At 66.1% G+C, this 14,147-nt stretch carries 10 protein-coding genes; 9 read left to right on the forward strand and 1 reads right to left on the reverse strand.

Going from position 1 to position 14,147, the window contains the following annotated elements:
• Nucleotides 1–217 precede the first annotated feature (217 nt).
• The 6 genes from pstS (at nucleotide 218) to phoB (ending at nucleotide 5,761) form a co-directional block, all read left to right on the forward strand.
• Complete coding sequence (pstS, locus tag A3OK_RS0120425; protein WP_026597479.1) at nucleotides 218–1,252, forward strand: phosphate ABC transporter substrate-binding protein PstS; 1,035 nt, start codon at nucleotides 218–220, stop codon at nucleotides 1,250–1,252.
• 139 nt (nucleotides 1,253–1,391) lie between these two features.
• Entirely contained in the window at nucleotides 1,392–2,366 is a 975-nt protein-coding gene (gene pstC, locus A3OK_RS0120430; protein ID WP_019906756.1) for a phosphate ABC transporter permease subunit PstC, read from the forward strand.
• A gap of 17 nt (nucleotides 2,367–2,383) precedes the next feature.
• Nucleotides 2,384–3,274, forward strand: a complete 891-nt coding sequence (pstA, locus tag A3OK_RS0120435; protein ID WP_019906757.1) for a phosphate ABC transporter permease PstA — start codon at nucleotides 2,384–2,386, stop codon at nucleotides 3,272–3,274.
• A 46-nt stretch (nucleotides 3,275–3,320) separates the two neighbouring features.
• Nucleotides 3,321–4,139 carry a phosphate ABC transporter ATP-binding protein PstB gene (gene pstB / locus A3OK_RS0120440; RefSeq protein ID WP_019906758.1) on the forward strand — a complete coding sequence of 273 codons (819 nt, stop codon included), beginning with the start codon at nucleotides 3,321–3,323 and terminating at the stop codon, nucleotides 4,137–4,139.
• A gap of 88 nt (nucleotides 4,140–4,227) precedes the next feature.
• Nucleotides 4,228–4,953, forward strand: a complete 726-nt coding sequence (gene phoU, locus A3OK_RS0120445) for a phosphate signaling complex protein PhoU (RefSeq protein WP_019906759.1) — start codon at nucleotides 4,228–4,230, stop codon at nucleotides 4,951–4,953.
• A 106-nt stretch (nucleotides 4,954–5,059) separates the two neighbouring features.
• Complete coding sequence (phoB, locus tag A3OK_RS0120450) at nucleotides 5,060–5,761, forward strand: phosphate regulon transcriptional regulator PhoB (protein WP_019906760.1); 702 nt, start codon at nucleotides 5,060–5,062, stop codon at nucleotides 5,759–5,761.
• A gap of 74 nt (nucleotides 5,762–5,835) precedes the next feature.
• On the opposite strand, the gene A3OK_RS0120455 is transcribed toward phoB, so the two are convergent.
• Nucleotides 5,836–11,643 carry a DUF3320 domain-containing protein gene (locus A3OK_RS0120455; protein ID WP_019906761.1) on the reverse strand — a complete coding sequence of 1,936 codons (5,808 nt, stop codon included), beginning with the start codon at nucleotides 11,641–11,643 and terminating at the stop codon, nucleotides 5,836–5,838.
• 306 nt (nucleotides 11,644–11,949) lie between these two features.
• Between A3OK_RS0120455 and A3OK_RS0120460 the strand changes: the two genes are divergently transcribed.
• Genes A3OK_RS0120460 through A3OK_RS24215 form a run of 3 tightly spaced genes read left to right on the forward strand, consistent with a single transcriptional unit; the run spans nucleotide 11,950 to nucleotide 14,125 of the window.
• On the forward strand, nucleotides 11,950–12,264 hold the full coding sequence (locus A3OK_RS0120460; protein WP_026597481.1) for a hypothetical protein: 315 nt from the start codon (nucleotides 11,950–11,952) through the stop codon (nucleotides 12,262–12,264).
• A 5-nt stretch (nucleotides 12,265–12,269) separates the two neighbouring features.
• Entirely contained in the window at nucleotides 12,270–13,790 is a 1,521-nt protein-coding gene (locus tag A3OK_RS23160) for a PepSY-associated TM helix domain-containing protein (protein WP_051092940.1), read from the forward strand.
• Nucleotides 13,787–14,125 (forward strand): DUF3325 domain-containing protein, encoded by a 339-nt coding sequence (locus A3OK_RS24215; protein ID WP_026597482.1) that lies wholly within the window; start codon nucleotides 13,787–13,789, stop codon nucleotides 14,123–14,125. The genes A3OK_RS23160 and A3OK_RS24215 overlap by 4 nt, the downstream gene beginning before the upstream one ends.
• The last annotated feature ends 22 nt before the right edge of the window (nucleotides 14,126–14,147 follow it).

Genomic DNA, 14,147 nt, shown 5'->3' on the forward strand with positions numbered 1-14,147 from the left:
TATAACGCATCACGCCGGGAAACCGTGCCTCCCCGTTTGCCGACTTGTCCCGGCGCTCATTTCCCACTCCTCCTACACAGACGAACTCGTCGGCGCGGCGCTTCTGTCATCCATCTGTCATGGCTCCGTCATAGAGCCGGCATCATCGGGCAGGTAATGGTGCGCCGCAGCAGGGCAAGCCCTCGCACCGTGCCCCGACAGATGACGGAGAGCTACCGTGAAACCCTTGCATTTCGCCCTCGCCTTTGGGCTCGCGACCGCTCAGTTCGGTGTCGTCGCCCAGGCTGCCGACATCACCGGTGCCGGCGCGACCTTCCCCTTTCCGGTCTATTCGAAATGGGCCGAGGCCTACCGCAAGGATACCGGCACGGGCCTGAACTACCAGTCCATCGGCTCCGGCGGCGGCATCAAGCAGATCCAGGCCAAGACCGTCGATTTCGGTGCCACCGATGCACCGCTGAAGGGACCGGCTCTGGAGAAGGACGGCCTCGTCCAGTTCCCCACCGTCATGGGCGGTGTCGTCACCGTGGTGAACATCGCGGGCATCGAGCCGGGTAAGCTCAAGCTCACCGGTGAACTCGTCGCCGATATCTACGCGAACAAGATCACCAAGTGGAGCGACGCCAAGATCGCCGCCATCAACGAAGGGCTGAAGCTTCCCGACGCGCCGATCACCCCGGTCTACCGCTCCGACGCCTCCGGCACGACCAGCATCTTCACCAGCTATCTCAGCGCGGTCTCCGAGAGCTGGAAGAAGGAATTCGGTGCAGCCACCACCGTCAGCTGGCCCGCAGGCCAGGGCGGCAAGGGCAACGAGGGCGTCACAGCCACCGTGAAGCAGGTGCCGAACTCGATCGGCTACGTGGAATCGGCCTACGCCAAGCAGAACAAGCTCAGCTACGCGCTGATCCAGAACAAGGCCGGCAAGTTCCCCGCTCCGGATGACAAGGCATTCCAGGCCGCCGCCGCCGCCGCCGACTGGAAGGCCGCTCCAGGCTTCGGCATCTCCCTCGTGAACCAGGCCGGCGACGATGCCTGGCCGATCACCGCTGCCACCTTCATCCTCGTCTACAAGGACCCCGCCGACACGGCCAAGTCGGCCGAAGTCCTCAAGTTCTTCGATTGGGCCTACAAGAACGGCGACAAGCTCGCCACCGACCTCGACTACGTGCCGCTGCCCGAGAACGTCGTCTCCCTGGTCCACGCCGAGTGGAAGGAGATCAAGGGCAAGGACGGTAAGCCCGTCTTCTAAGGCGGTCTTCCGACCGTTTCCACGCCCTGGCAGGCCTGGCGAAAACGCCGGGCCTGCTCCGCAAGAAGACGCGGTGGCCCATCTCGCCACCCGCCGCCTCACACGATACGACCCCTCAAGGTGAAGAAGCAGACGTCGGATGGCCGCCTTGACTGAACAGATCGCGCTGGCACGCACGGGTTCCCCCCATCGCAAGAAACCGGGTGGACTCGGCGACCAGATTTTCCGCGCCGCCTCCTACGCGTCTGCGCTGCTGGTGCTCCTCTTCCTCGCCGGCATTCTGGCTTCCATCGCCTACGGCGGATGGCCGGCCTTCGCCGAGTTCGGCCCCGGCTTTCTCACATCGAGCGCCTGGAACATCGGCCAGGAACAGTACGGCGCCCTCGTCGCCATCGTCGGCACCGTGGTCTCGGCCTTCCTCGCCCTGGTCATCGGCGTGCCGATCTCCATCGGCATCGCCGTCTACCTGACCCAGCTCTGCCCCGGATGGGCGAGGAAGCCCGTCTCGATGACGATCGAGCTTCTCGCCTCGGTGCCGAGCATCATCTACGGCATGTGGGGGCTGTTCATCTTCGCCCCGCTCTTCGCGCATTACGTCCAGATGCCGGTGTCGAGCCTCGTCGAAGGCCTGCCCATCATCGGCACGCTGTTCTACGCCCGCGTTCCCTCCGGCGTCGGCATTCTGACGGCCGGCATCATCCTCGCCATCATGATCGTGCCCTTCGTCGCCTCGATCACCCGCGACATGCTCGACCAGATCCCGACCATGCTGCGCGAGAGCGCCTACGGCATCGGCTGCACGACCTGGGAGGTGGTGCGCCACGTGCTGGTGCCGCAGGCTTCGGTCTCCATCATCGGTGCGGTGATGCTTGGCCTCGGCCGCGCGCTGGGTGAGACCATGGCGGTGACCTTCGTTATTGGAAACGCCAACCGGCTCTCGGCCTCCGTGTTCGATCCCGGCTCGACCATCGCCTCGCGCATCGCCAACGAGTTCAACGAGGCCGATGGCCTCCAGCTGAGCTCGCTGATGGCTCTCGGCTGCATCCTCTTCGTCATCACCTTCGTCGTCCTGATCATCGCGCGCCTGCTCGTCCGGCGCGTGAAGGTCGCCTGAGCCCGGGAGCCCGCATCATGGACGCCGTGAACACCCTCGCCACCCCCGCACCCGCGCGTATCAGCCGTGTCCGGTCGAGCCGCCGGGTCGCCGACAAGCTGCTCATCGTCGGTAGCACGATCGCGACGCTGATCGGCATCGTCGTCCTCGGCTCAATCCTGCTCATGCTCATCGTCGAGGGTGTGAAGGGCTTCTCGCCGTTGCTCTTCACCGAGCCGACACCGGGCCCCGGTTCGGAAGGCGGCGGCATCGCCAACGCCATCCTGGGCAGCTTGGTTCTGACCTTGATCGGCATCGTCATCGCGACGCCGGTGGGTGTCATGGCCGGCACTTATCTCGCCGAATACGGTCGCAACTCGAAGCTCGCCGACCTCATCCGCTTCCTCAACGACATCCTGCTCTCGGCCCCATCGATTCTCATCGGCCTGTTCGTCTACACCCTGATGGTGAAGCCGATGGGGACCTATTCGGGCTGGGCCGGCGGCGTCGCGCTCGCCATCATCGCGACCCCGGTGATCGTGCGCACCACCGAGGACATGCTTCGCCTCGTGCCCTCGACCCTGCGCGAAGCAGGTGCAGCACTCGGCGCACCGCCCTCCATCGTGATCAAAAGCATCACTTGGCGCGGAGCCAGTGCGGGCATCGTCACCGGCATCATCCTGGCGCTGGCCCGCATCGCCGGCGAGACTGCCCCGCTGCTGTTCACCGCGCTGAACAACAACAACTGGTTCTCGCCCAACCTCATGGGCGGCATCCCGAACCTCCCGGTGATGATCTACCAGTTCGCCCTTTCGCCCTACTCGAACTGGCAGCAGCTCGCCTGGGCCGGCGCCCTGCTCATCACCGCCACGATCCTTGCCCTGTCGATCGTGGCCCGCTTCGTCATCAAGAGCGAGCGGGCGCGCTGATCCCGCGCCCCCGTCCCATCCCGCCTTCGACAAGGACACGCACCCGATGAACGCCGCTCCCGCGATCCCGCAGGCCCAGTTGACCGGACGCCACAAGGCCGACGAGCAGGCCCCCGTCCGCATCGCCGTGAAGGATCTCAACTTCTATTACGGCTCGTTCCACGGCTTGAAGTCGATCAACCTCAACTTCCATGACCGGCAGGTGACCGCTCTGATCGGCCCGTCGGGCTGTGGGAAGTCGACCCTGCTGCGCACCTTCAACCGGATCTACAGCCTCTATCCTGAGCAGCGTGCGGAAGGTGAGATCCTGCTCGACGGGCAGAACGTGCTCGATTCGAAGGTCGATCTGAACGAACTGCGCTCGCGCATCGGCATGGTGTTCCAGAAGCCGACGCCCTTCCCGATGTCGATCTACGACAACGTTGCCTTCGGCCTGCGCCTCTACGAGAAGCTGCCCAAGGCCGATCTCGACGTCCGCGTCGAGGAATCCCTTCGCAAGGCGGCCCTCTGGGACGAGGTGAAGGACAAGCTCAAGCAGTCCGGCATGGGGCTGTCGGGCGGCCAGCAGCAGCGTCTCTGCATCGCCCGCACGGTGGCCCAGCGCCCCGAGGTGATCCTGTTCGACGAGCCGACCTCGGCCCTCGACCCGATCTCGACGGGCCGCATCGAGGAACTGATCGAGCAACTGCGCTCGGAGTTCACCATCGTCATCGTGACCCACAACATGCAGCAGGCCGCGCGCATCTCGCAGTTCACGGCGTTCATGTATCTCGGCGAATTGGTCGAGTTCGGGCCGACCACCCGGATCTTCATGAATCCCGAGAAGCGCCAGACCCAGGACTACATCACTGGCCGCTTCGGCTGAGTTCGTCCGCGCCGCCCCCGGGCGGCACCGGTCCCGATCGAAACGCGATGCAGGCCGTGTCAGGCGGCACTGATCGAGGAGTGCGAGCATGCCCAACCACATCGTCAGTTCCTACGACACGGAACTGGAAAACCTGCGTCGCTCGATCTCCGAGATGGGCGGCATCGCTGAAAAGATGATGACCGATTCGGGCAATGCCCTGGTGCGGCGGGACGTTAGCCTCGCCCAGGCGGTCATCGGCGCGGACAAGCGTCTCGATTCGATCCAGCACGAGGTCGAGGAGCGGGCGATCCTACTCATCGCCAAGCGCCAGCCGCTCGCGATCGATCTGCGCGAGACGATCTCGGCGATCCGCGTCTCGAACGACCTCGAGCGGATCGGCGACCTCTCCAAGAACGTCGCCAAGCGCGTGGTGGCCATCGCCGATCAGGTTCAGCCGCAGAAGATCGTCATCGCCGTCCAGCACATGGGCGACCTCGTGCAGGAGCAGCTCAAGGACGTGCTCGACGCCTATGCGAGCCAGGACGTTAAGGCAGCTTTCGACGTGTGGGAGCGCGACGACGCCATCGACGCGCTCTACAACTCGCTTTTCCGCGAGTTGCTGACCTACATGATGGAAGATCCGCGCAACATCTCGTTCTGCACGCATCTTCTGTTCTGCGCCAAGAACATCGAGCGGATCGGCGACCACACCACCAACATCGCCGAGACGATCCACTATCTCGCCACCGGCGAGAACGACCTCGCCGAGCGGGATCGTCCGAAGAACGACGCGTCGAACTACGCCACCGTGACGTTGCCCGAAGGCGCCTGATCGTCACTCCGGTCCATACGCCGCGGCAGAGAGCTTCGTGGCGCGACCCTCATGCGGCCGTCCCGATGTCGAGCGGGGTGGCCGCCCTCACCCTGAAAACACCCGCATGAGTACGCGCATCCTGATCGTCGAGGACGAGGAGGCCCTCACCCTTCTCCTTCGCTACAACCTTGAGGCCGAGGGCTTCGTCGTCGATTCCGCCGCGCGCGGCGACGAGGCTGACCTGCGACTGCAGGAGCAGGTTCCCGACCTCGTCCTCCTCGACTGGATGATGCCCGGCCTGTCCGGCATCGAGCTATGCCGGCGGATTCGTGCGCGGCGCGAAACCGAGCGGCTGCCCGTCATCATGCTGACGGCGCGCGGGGAAGAGGGCGACCGCATCCGTGGCCTCGGCACCGGCGCCGACGACTACATCGTCAAGCCCTTCTCGGTACCGGAGCTGCTCGCCCGGGTGCGCGCGCTCCTGCGCCGTGCCAAGCCCGCCCATGTGGCGGACCTGTTGATTGCCGGAAACATCGAGCTCGACCGTGTCAGCCACCGCATCCGACGGCAGGGACGCGAGATCCATCTCGGGCCGACCGAGTTCAAGCTCCTCGAATTCCTGATGCAGAGCCCCGGCCGTGTGTTTTCCCGCGAGCAGCTCCTCGACGGGGTTTGGGGGCACGACGTCTATATCGACGAGCGCACGGTGGACGTGCATGTGGGCCGTCTGCGCAAGGCGATCAATCGCCCACGTCAGAGTGATCCGATCCGCACCGTACGGGGCTCTGGCTATTCCTTCGACGAGATGTTCTCGACCGACGAGTGAGCGCCGGCTCGCCGATCGAGCCAGTCCGGAAAGGGTCGCCTGCGTCTCCGCATGCCTGGGCAATTATCCCGGCACTATCGGCCGGTGCCTTCGGCATGTTCCCGAGCCATGAGAGCGGCTCGCGCGAGGCGGCCGCGATGCGCTTCGGTCATCCGCGTGATTTGCAGATGCGAGGCCATCCTCGCCTCGACGCCGGGTGAGGGATCGAGATCGCGGGCAAGGCCGGCAAGTTCCTGGAGCGGGATGTCGGCGACCGGCCGGATCTCGCCCTTGGATGGCCGGAAGCGGACCGGTCCGGACGGGACATCGCCAGCCGGCCAGAGGATGATGCGCTCCTCTTCCTTCGTGCACGGATGGAGCGGAGCGATCGCGATCGACGCTCGCTGGCGGAGGCGACTCGTGATCCGGGTAAACCCGTGCGCCCTCACGATCCGTTCGGCGACGCGATCGGCGAAGATCGGACCTTCCGCTCCGACGATATGCGCCGCCATGGCGGTGAGCGTGGGACCGTATTCCGCGTCGTGAAACCGCGCGGGTTTCGCGGCCGGCGCGAAATCCGAAAGGTCGGCGACCTCGTAGAACGGCAATGGCTCGATGAGGCTCGCCTCGGCCTGCCGCTGATCGGGTACGGCGTCGGCTGTGACCGGGGCCGGCTTTGCTCGGTCGGCATCGAGATGGGCCCGAAGCGCGATGTCGAGCCGGTCGAGGGCGCTCTCGGAATCGTTCCACCAATCGGTGCTCCAGACCCGATGGATCCGCCATCCGAGATCGGTGAGCACCCATTCGCGCAGGCGGTCCCGGTCTCTCGCCGTCGCCGCCCGATGATAGGTTGCGCCGTCGCATTCGATTCCGGCAAGGTAGCGGCCGGGACTGTCGGGATGGACAATACCGAGGTCGATGCGGAACGAGGACACTCCGATCTGGGGCACTACGCTCCAGCCGCGTGCGTTCAGCGCCGCCATCACCGCTCCTTCGAACGGAGATTCGACGTCTCCCCCCGTTGGCGCGGCGGCCGTTTCGAGGGCGCGGGCACCGTGTTCGGCGAAATCTAGGAAGTGCTTGAAGTCGCGCACCCCACGGGCGCTGCCGCGGCCGAGATCGACCTGATCGGCACGGATTGAGGCAAAGACCACGAGTTCGCGCCGGGCGCGGGTGATCGCGACATTGAGCCGGCGGTGGCCGCCATCGCGGTTGAGGGAACTGATCTGCCCCGTGATCCGGCCTGCCGCATCGGGGCCGGCCGCCACCGAGAACAAGATGCTGTCGCGCTCGTCGCCCTGGACGGTCTCGAGGTTCTTGACGAAAACCGGCTCTTTCCATGTTCGCCCGTCGAAGAAGCGTTCCAGCTCCGGCTTTGCCCGTCGCTCGGCATCGAGCAGGTTCTCGATCAGCCGCTGTTGCTCACCGTTGAAGGTGACGATCCCGAGGGAGCATTCCTCCGCCGCGAAGGCGGGTGCCGTGAGGCGTGTCACCACATCCGCCACCAGCGCGCGCGCTTCGGGCCGGTTCACCCGCGCACCGCCGCGCTCGTAGAGACCGTCTTGAACGTGATGCAGCCGCACCGCGCGGTCCTCAGTGACGGGCGAGGGAAATGTGATGAGGCCGCCGCGATAATAGTGCCGGTTCGAGAAGGCGATCAGGCTCTCGTGGCGGCTTCTATAGTGCCAGGCGAGGCGCCGCTGCGGCAGGTTCGCCGCGAGGCACTCGTCGAGGATGCTCTCCTGATCGGTGACGTCGAGACCATCGGAGAGGTCGTCTACGCCGCGATCCCCGACATTGGTCGGCGGCAACTGTTCGGGATCGCCGACGATGACCACCTGTCGCCCCCGCGCGATGGCGCCGATGGCATCCCATGGCGTGATCTGCGAGGCCTCGTCGAAAATCACGACATCGAACGGCTTCGCCTCGGCCGGCCAGTATTGGGCGATCGAGAGCGGGCTCATCATCAGGCAGGGCGTCAGGCGGGTCAGAGCGTTCGGCATCCGCGCGAAGAGCTGGCGCAGGGGCATGTGCCGGGCGCGTTTGGTGATCTCGCGCGCCAGCGTGCCCCATTCGGGATCGGCGCCAAAGGCGGTGGCGAGCGGGACGCGGCCACCGATGCGGACACGCACCGCCCCACTCGCCAAACTGGAGAGCCGGGCGTCGGCCTCACCGAAATCACGGATCGCCTCCTCGTGACGCTGGCCCATGAAATCGCGCAGGCGGATGTCGTCTGTCACGGCGTGGTCGATCCACCAGCGCGCATAGGCGCTCTCGAAAGCCGGCAGAATGGCGCCGTCCTCCAATGTCCCGGCCTCGATCGAGGCAACGAGCGGGCCGAGCCCTGCCTTCGTTGCCTCGCTCACCGCAGCCTGCCACCTCGCCCATACCTGCGCCTTGGGCAGCGCGCTGCGCCAGCGTTCCGCCACCGCGAGGCTCCCGGTGACCCAGTCCTCCTCCGTCTCCAACGGGCGTTCCGGCTTTGCCCTGCCAGTCAGGCGTCCAAGCGTCTCGATCGCTTTCCCGGCAGCGACCCTGTGGGCGGCGAATTCCTCCTTTGCCAGAGCGAGGCGACCGCCGGGCTCCAGCCGCCCATCCTGCGCATCGAGGAATTCGGCGAGCCTCGCCCGAAGCACTTCGGGACCGCCGACGAGTGGGGCCATCGCGGCGACGACCGAAGACAGTCGTGTCGCCCAGGCCATCGCCGCCGTGAAGACGTCGGTCGGTGCCGCCGCATCCGACCAAGGATGATCGAGCGGTGCGATGGCGCTCGCGAGTTGGTCAGCCAACGCGGGCTTCGTAGCCTGCAGGGCCTTGATCTCGACCAGGGTCACGAGGTCGGGGCCGATATCCTCCGGTGCGCCACCTTGCGCGAAGGGGGCTACCAGGCCGCGAACCCGCTTGAGGCGCCGCCCCCGCAGGAAGATATTCGAGGCCTTCGCCTCGCGCCATTCGGTGAGCAGGCGGCCGAGGTCGCTTGCGAAGATCGAAGGTGCGTAGGGAACGAAGAGGCGGGCATTCAGGCGGGCAAGCTCATCCTGCCAGATGCGACGCGCCTCGACGGCTTGGCGAAGCGCCGCGCCGCCCGGTCCGAGGAAGCGCAGGCCCATCCGCGCTTCCGGCCGGAATACGGCGACGGCGAGGGAAGCGAGACCGCGCAACCCATCGTAGGTACGGCCTAGCGGCACGAGCCCCATTGCCTCGGCGAGACGATGTCCGGATTGTGCGAAATCCGGCAGGGTTCGACTGAGTTCGGCGACGGCCCGTTCCATCTCGATCCGCCAAATCGGCGACCACGCGATCGCGCCGATGCCTCGGAGGGGATGGTTCGCGCTGTCGCCGACGATGGGGCGAAGGGCGCGAAGTTCGTTGCAACGAGCGCGCAGGCTCTCTCGGTGGCCGGGTGAGGAGATCGCCTCCTTCGGCCAGGTAAGCGCGATCCCGTCATGGCCGGCCTGCCGGTCTGCGATCACGCGCGCCATGGCCGCATGGGCGCTGAGACCGTTCGCCCGCGTGGCATGCAGGCTCTCGACGACGCCGTTCAGGCTCTCCCTACGGTGTTGAAGATCCGCGGCCGCCTCATCCCAGGGGACGGACTCGTCACCTCTCGCGGTCCAGGCTTCGCGCAACTGTGCGATGACGTGCGATTTCTGGGCTTTGGCCGCATGGACTTCGAGGCAGCAGGCGCCCAATCCGACGGCATCGAGGCGACGGCGCACCACGTCCAGTGCCGCGCTCTTCTGCGAGACGAACAGCACCGTGCGTCCGAGTGCCAAGCACTGGGCAATCATGTTGGCGATGGTCTGGCTCTTGCCGGTGCCGGGCGGCCCGAACAGCACGAAATCCTTGCCGGAGGCCGCAGCGAGGATGGCCGAGACCTGTGAGGAATCGGCCAGGAGCGGCGTGAAGATTCCAGATGGCGGATGCTCTGCATCGAGGCGTTCCGGCACGGGGAAACCCGTACCGTCGCCATAGGGCAGCTTCGGCGTTTCGAGGAGGTGGCGTACCACCGGGCTGCGCTTCAGAAGATCCGTGCGCTCGCTCAGATCCTTCCACATCAGGAACTTGGTGAAGGAGAAGACCGAGAGCACCACCTCGTCCGTGACCTCGAAACCCTTGAGGTCGCGGATATGGCTGCGCACGATCCGCCAGGTCCCCTCGATATCGATGCCGGATTCGTCGCTCGGCAGGCCGTCGGCGAAATCCGGCATATCGAGGTCGAAATCCTGCCGCAGCATTTCTAGCAGCGTCGGATTGAGGCGCGCTTCCTCGTCGTGACGGACCAGCCGGAACCCGGCGCGGACGCTGGTCCGTGTGAGGGCGACCGGCACAAGCAACAGGGGCGCGCGTGCCGGCGGCATGCCTCCCCCGCGTGTCCAGGTGAGGAACCCGAAGGCGAGGAACAGGACGTTTGCTCCCCCCTCTTCGAAACTGCCGCGCGCGAGCCGGAACAGGTCGGTGAGGCGGACCTCCAGCTCTTCCGCATCGACATCGACGGCGATCTCGCCCCGTTCCAGGTTTGTGACGCCGACCGTTGCCTCGGAAGTCGGCCGGGCGACGAGCCGGAATGCGCGGGCCGCCGCAAGACCATCCTCGAACGCGCCCGGCTCGGGACAATCGAGGGCAAGCGATCCCTTCCCCGGCTTGAAGTTGAGGAGCTTGTTCCTCAGCGTGAGGTCGAGGAGCCGCAGCTTCCAGGCTTCCAGCCTGTCGCGGGGCTCACGCCGCGGCAGGTCGAGGCGCGGAGCGGGAAGATCCTCGATAAAGGCCGGCGGCGCCCGAAGTGCCAAGGCAAGCGGAGCCATCACCGACGGAGTCTCCGCCGGCAACCCGGTCTCGCCCATGTCGAGGGGCCTGATACCGGCGAGGCGCGCACGCCGCAGATCAAGGACGATCTCCAGCGGAGCCTCCGCATCCGCTTCGATCAGGCGCCCGCCGGCCGCCACCGCATCCGCGAAGAGCCCCGGCGGATCAGCCGTGAGGATCGTCGTCTCGACAAGGATCAATTCCTGGAGGTCGCGGCGCTTCCTCAATGCCTGGGCGTCGTCGCCAATCGTTTCCGGGAGGGTCTCGTCCACGAGCCATAGTCCTATAAGCGCATGGCCGCGGGTGAGAATCAGGAGCGGGTTGAGCCCGGCCTGTTCGCAGCAGGCAGCCCAAAGCAGAGTCAGGTCGAGGCAGGTGGCGAGGCGCCGCTGCACGATCACGCCGGGGCTGCGAACCTTCTGTCCCGACCGCTCGAAGCTCGCCGGAGGCAGTACGTAGGTGATCCGCATGGCCGCGATCGCCACGTGGATCGCCTCGGCCATCTCCCAGGCCCTGGCGCGTCTGCCGCTGCGATACCCGTCGAAGGCGGTACTCCGCTTTGCCGTTTGGAGCATCGAAGCGGCGGCGCGCAGGATGCCGTCCACCGCTGGATCGTTCGGCCTGACGAAGGCCGCAAGCAATTCGGGAGCTGAATTCGCACCGCCCCAATGGGACGGTGGCATGAGGCGCAGGTCGAACTCCTCCCTGCCCAGGTCGACCTCCTGCCTGCCCAGGTCGACCTCCGGTTCGGTCCCAACGGCCTGCCCTGTCACCACCAGCGTCACCGTGCAGAGCTGGCTCTCCGTCAGGCCGGCGAAGGTGGCTCCATCGATCCGTAGATCCGGCGCGTCGATGCGCTGGAGGCTTCCCGCCGGTATCCGCTGGATCGGCAGGAGGAAGGGCCGGAACAGCGGCGGCGTCGCGAAGATATGAAGCGTGACGTCGGCGAGATCGACAGTGCCGGCATTGGTCAGGGTGACGTCCCGGATGAGCGGGATGCCGTTCTGCAAGGATGCCGCGCCGACATGGTCGATGACCGCGCATGTGATCCCGCAACGCGGGTGGACCACGTCCGAAGCCTCGAGCGTATCGGCCATCGCGCCCGGTTCCTCGTTAGTCACGAGGTTTCTACAAGCGCGCCGGGCGTGCCTGCAAGCTTCGCTTTACGGCCCGCCGGATGCTGGTCGAGGACGCAATTCGTCATCCTGGAATCATTCCATAACATAGAGATTGCCCGGGCAAGACGAGGGTCTGTATAGCGTCCCTGTTCGGGGGCTGTTGAAAGCTACCCAGCAGTGCGGCTTCGAGGTCATTCACTCTCCAGGCTTTTCGTTGCTGAGCCTTCTTGTCGTCCGCTCCTCGAAAGGGAGTGCCCGCTCCTCGCAATCCGGTGCTGCCTGTCGATGACGGACCCGATCACCACCGGCGCACGGCCCTCTCAAGGACACTACCGTCTGATGGTGGCAGGCCGGACCCTCCTCGCGATTTTCGGTGGCTATGCCCTCGCGGCCATCGCTACCGCGTTCCTTTCTCTGACCCTGCCCCTCGACCGTTCGGAAGCCGTCGCCGCCGCGACGCTGGCGAGCTTCGCGATCATGGCCGCAGCCGTGATCTGGGTCTTCTCTGCACGTAGCCTCGGCCGCGCGGCTATCGGACTGGCGCTCCCGGCGCTCTGCCTCGGTGCCGGTCTCTGGCTGGCTCTCGGCAGCGTAGGGTAGCCCACATGAAACAGGGGTTCCGCCAATCGATGGCGTGGCTGCACACCTGGGCGGGGCTCGTCACCGGGTGGGTGATGTTCGCCGTCTTCGTCACCGGCACCGCCACCTATTACAAGACCGACATCTCGCACTGGATGCGGCCCGAATTGCGTGCCGAGGCAGAATACGACGTGGTCCGTGCGGCCGAATTCGGCGTCGCGCATCTGAAAGTCCATGCACCGAAGGCAATGGCCTGGTTCGTCGGCGTGCCGACGGCCGACAACCCGCTCATTGGCGCCTACTGGATGGACAAGCCGGACGGGGAGGTCGGCAGGGCGCTTCTGGATCCGTCGACCGGCGCGCCGACGATCGCTCGGGCGACCAGGGGCGGCGATTTCTTCTATCGCTTTCACTACGAACTGCAGATGCCCCCCGCTTTGGGCCGCTGGATCGTCGGCTTATGCGCGATGGTCCTGTTGGTCGCCCTCATCAGCGGCATCGTCACACATCGCCGGATCTTCGCCGATTTCTTCACCTTCCGGCGTTCGAAATCCGCCCAGCGCGGCTGGCTCGATGCGCACAACGTCACCGGCGTGCTGGCACTGCCGTTCCACCTGATGATTACCTATACCGGCATCGTCTCGCTCGCGCTCATGTACATGCCGTGGGGAATGGTGAGCGTCTACAAGGCCGATGAACTGCGCTTTTATGTCGAGTCCGGCCAGATGACGGCCTGGCGTCCGGCCGAGGGCAAGGCGGCCGAACCGGCGCCGCTCGGCCCCCTCATCCGCCGCGCCCAGGCCGAGGTGAGCGAGCCGCTCGAAATGGTCACCGTCAACAACCCGGGCGACGCCAACGCCACGGTTGTGGCGGTGTTCGAGGAGCCGCACGGGCTCGCCCATCGCCACCCGCAGATCGCGTTTCATGCGGTGACCGGCGAGATCGTTGAACGGACCGGACCGCTCAAGCCCGCGGCGCATGCCTATACGAGTTTCGTCGGCCTGCACGAGGCGCATTTCGCCGGACCGGCCTTGCGGATTCTGTTCTTCCTTTCCGGCCTGATGGGCTGCGCCGCCATCGCCACCGGTCTCGTTCTGTGGACCGTGGCGCGGGCGCCGAAAGCTGTAGTCCAGCCCGCCTTCGGCTGGCGCCTCGTCCAGGCGCTGAACATCGGCACGATCCTCGGCCTGCCCATCGGCATGGCGGCCTTTTTCATCGCCAACCGTGTCATTCCCGTCGATTGGTCCGCTCGGGAATCCTGGGAGGGGGGCATCTTCTTCGGAAGCTGGCTCCTCGCCGCACTGATTCCGCTCGCTCGCCCACATCGTCGGGCGTGGCGCGAGATGAGCTACGCAGCCGCGTTCCTGTTCCTCGCCGTCCCCCTGGTCGATTGGACGATCGCAGGTTGGCGCACCGATTTCCTTGGCTTCGATACCGCCATGCTGGCGCTCGCGCTTGTCTTCGCCTTTGGCGCCCGAAAAGTAGGGCTCCACGAGGGCGCGCGGAGGGATGCAGCCCGCTCCACCGGAGACCTCGCCCGAGCATGACGCTTCTTGCCGTGTCTCTTACCTTACTCCTGAGCTTTTCGGGCCTCGCCTGCTTGTGCCTGAGCATGGACCGGCATGGCCGGACCCTGTTTCACGGGCGCCCCTCCCGGCAGCGGGATCTGGCGTTCCGGGCAGCGGGTTGGCTCGCCATCGCACTGGCCTTCGCGGCGGCGATCGTCACGGCGGACTGGAATTTCGGGCCGGTGCAATGGCTCGGCTCGCTCACCGGGTCCGCGCTCATCGTCGTGGCGCTGATGTCCTATCGTCCGGCCTGGATCCGTCCGGCAGCCATCGCTGCGCTTCCCCTCGCCATGGCGACGGCTTTCTTCGTCTGAGCCGGCGCGGCGTGTTCCCACC

The organism is Methylobacterium sp. 77 (genome assembly GCF_000372825.1).
GTDB lineage: Bacteria > Pseudomonadota > Alphaproteobacteria > Rhizobiales > Beijerinckiaceae > Methylobacterium.

Bases quoted from the DNA above. Each gene is read 5' to 3' on its own strand.
- pstC (WP_019906756.1), top strand. From the start codon at position 1,392: ATGGCCGCCTTGACTGAACAGATCGCGCTGGCACGCACGGGTTCCCCC.
- pstA (WP_019906757.1), top strand. From the start codon at position 2,384: ATGGACGCCGTGAACACCCTCGCCACCCCCGCACCCGCGCGTATCAGC.
- pstB (WP_019906758.1), top strand. From the start codon at position 3,321: ATGAACGCCGCTCCCGCGATCCCGCAGGCCCAGTTGACCGGACGCCAC.
- phoU (WP_019906759.1), top strand. From the start codon at position 4,228: ATGCCCAACCACATCGTCAGTTCCTACGACACGGAACTGGAAAACCTG.
- phoB (WP_019906760.1), top strand. From the start codon at position 5,060: ATGAGTACGCGCATCCTGATCGTCGAGGACGAGGAGGCCCTCACCCTT.
- A3OK_RS0120455 (WP_019906761.1), bottom strand. From the start codon at position 11,643: ATGGCCGATACGCTCGAGGCTTCGGACGTGGTCCACCCGCGTTGCGGG.
- A3OK_RS0120460 (WP_026597481.1), top strand. From the start codon at position 11,950: ATGACGGACCCGATCACCACCGGCGCACGGCCCTCTCAAGGACACTAC.
- A3OK_RS23160 (WP_051092940.1), top strand. From the start codon at position 12,270: ATGAAACAGGGGTTCCGCCAATCGATGGCGTGGCTGCACACCTGGGCG.
- A3OK_RS24215 (WP_026597482.1), top strand. From the start codon at position 13,787: ATGACGCTTCTTGCCGTGTCTCTTACCTTACTCCTGAGCTTTTCGGGC.